Raw genomic sequence first — 2,474 nt, 5'->3', positions numbered from 1 at the left:
ACTTGGGGGTGATCAGCAGCTGCGTCGACAGCGCCCATCCTGCGGCGTCGGTGATTGGCGAAAGCCGGCGCGACATCCAATCTCCCCCCTCGTGGGGGAGATGGCCGGCAGGCCAGAGAGGGGCGCGAAGGAACGCGGCGCAACGCCACTATCTGCCGACGCTCTCCCACGACCCGGTTTCGGCAAACCTTCTCAACACGGGCGCCGGCTCGAAAATTGCCCTGCCCGTCCGCTCGTGCCAATGCTCCAGCCGCTCGACGATCTTGGCCGCCCATTCAAGACCTGCCCAGAACATCGGCCCGCCCTTGCCGATGGGAAAGCCGTAGCCGTTGACCCAGACGACGTCGATATCGGACGCCCGCGCCGCGATGCCTTCCTCGAGGATTTTGGCGCCCTCGTTGACCAGCGGATAGAGCGTGCGTTCGATGATCTCGTCCGCGCCGATCTCGCGCCGCGCGACGCCGCGTTCGACCGCCTTGTCGCGGATCAGCGCCTCAACTTCCGGGTCCGCAGCCGGTTGGCGCGAGCCGCTCTCGTAGCGATACCAGCCGCGGCCGGTCTTCTGGCCGAAGCGTTCCTGCTCGCAGAGCATGTCCGCGATCACCGCCGTCTGGCCGCGCGCCTTGCGGTTGCGCCAGCCGATGTCGAGGCCGGCGAGGTCGCCCATCTGGAACGGACCCATCGGCCAGCCGAAGTCGGTGAAGGCGTTGTCGACCTGGCTGGGTGCCGCGCCTTCCAGCAGCAGGAACTCGCTCTCGGCGCCGCGCGCCGACAACATGCGGTTGCCGACAAAGCCGTGGCAGACGCCGACGACGACCGCCACCTTGCCGATGCGCCGCGCCAGATCGGCAACCGTCGCCAGCGCGTCGGGCGCGGTCTTGTCGGGGCGCACGATCTCCAAGAGCTTCATGACATTGGCCGGCGAGAAGAAATGCATGCCGAGCACGTCCCGCGGCCGCGAGGTCGAGGCGGCGATCTCGTTAACGTCGAGATAGGAGGTGTTGGTGGCGAGGATCGCGCCAGGCTTGGCGACAGCATCCAGCCTGCCAAACACTTCTTTCTTGACCGCCATGTCCTCGAACACAGCCTCGATGATCAGGTCGCAATCGGCAAGATCGGCATAGTCGGTGCTGCCCTTGAACAGACCGAGCCGCTGCTCCTTCACCTCTTCCGACAACGAGCCCCTGCTGACAGAAACCGAGTAGTTTTTCTCGATCATCGCCAAGCCGCGATCGAGGGCTTCGCCACTCGTCTCCAGCAAGGTGACCGGAAAGCCGCCATTCACGAAAGCCATGGCGATGCCGCCGCCCATCGTGCCAGCGCCGATGATGCCGACCTGGGCAATCTTGCGTTTTTGCAGATCCTTGCCGGGTACCTTAGCAGCCTCGCGCTCGGCGAAGAACAGATACCGCTGCGAGCGCGACTGATCGCCGGCGACAAGTTTCAGGAAGAGCTGTCGCTCGGCCGCCAGAGCTTCGTCAATCGGCAGCGTGATCGCGTTGCGCACCGCCTCCGCGCAGGCAAGCGGCGCTTCAAGCCCGCGCGCCTTCCTGGCGAGCTCAGCCGCCTTGGCGTCGAACGCCGCAAGATCACACTCCGCAAGGCGGTTATTGCGGTCACGCACCGGCACGAACGGCCCGGCCCCGGCTGCCATTTCGCTAGCGAAACGAACTGCCTCTGCCAACAGGTTGCCGTCGAATACCGCATCGACAAGCCCAGCCGCCTTTGCTTCGCCGGCCGAAATCGGCGTTCCCGAAACGATCATGCCGAGCGCTTTCGCAGCACCGACCAGCCGCGGCAGGCGCGCCGTGCCGCCGCCGCCCGGCAGCAGGCCAAGCTTCACTTCCGGCAGGCCGAGCTTGGCAGCTTGGTCGGCTACGCGGAAATGGCAGCCGAGCGCCAGCTCCAACCCACCGCCGAGCGCCGTGCCGTGGATCGCCGCGACCGTCGGCTTTGAGATGGTCTCCAGCAAGGAGATGATGGCGCGCAGCTCCGGCTGCTCGACCGGCTTGCCGAATTCGGTGATATCGGCGCCGGCGATAAAAGTTCGCCCCGCGCAGGCAATGACGATTGCCCTGGCGGAAGGATCGTCGCGCAATGCGGCGAGCGCTTCGTGAAGCGGCTTGCGGACGTGAAAACTCAGCGCATTGACCGGCGGGTTGTCGATCGTGACCACCGCGACGCCGTTCTCGTTTGCAACGCTGACAGAACTGGACAAGCGGAACCTCCCGAGACCGGCTGCGATCGCGGAAGGGTTTACTAGTCCGCGTTGCGAATGGGAACCCGATCCGCCTCTGGCCTAATGCTTGTCCGGGAGCTCAGCGCCGACGCGTCGCGATCCTTCACACCCCCTCTGCCCTGCCGGGCATCTCCCCCACAAGGGGCCCGCAAGGGGGAGATCGGAGGCATGAACGCTCCGCTGCGGCGTTCGAGATTGGCGAAAGCCGAGATGGCATTCAATCTCCCCCCTTGCG

The 2,474-nt window shown here is 65.7% G+C and carries 1 protein-coding gene; it reads right to left on the bottom strand.

Features of this window, described 5'->3' with window-relative positions; genetic code table 11:
* Positions 1 to 148: 148 nt before the first annotated feature.
* The gene (locus EH240_RS36695; RefSeq protein ID WP_125007207.1) at positions 149 to 2,218 is read right to left on the bottom strand and encodes a 3-hydroxyacyl-CoA dehydrogenase NAD-binding domain-containing protein; all 2,070 of its coding nucleotides are present in this window, start codon (positions 2,216 to 2,218) and stop codon (positions 149 to 151) included.
* Between the last annotated feature and the right edge of the window lie 256 nt (positions 2,219 to 2,474).

This window comes from Mesorhizobium tamadayense (assembly GCF_003863365.1).
GTDB classification, from domain to species: Bacteria; Pseudomonadota; Alphaproteobacteria; order Rhizobiales; family Rhizobiaceae; genus Mesorhizobium; species Mesorhizobium tamadayense.
Note: the sequence above shows the minus strand (reverse complement) of the source record. Positions and strands in the feature narration are given on the sequence as shown.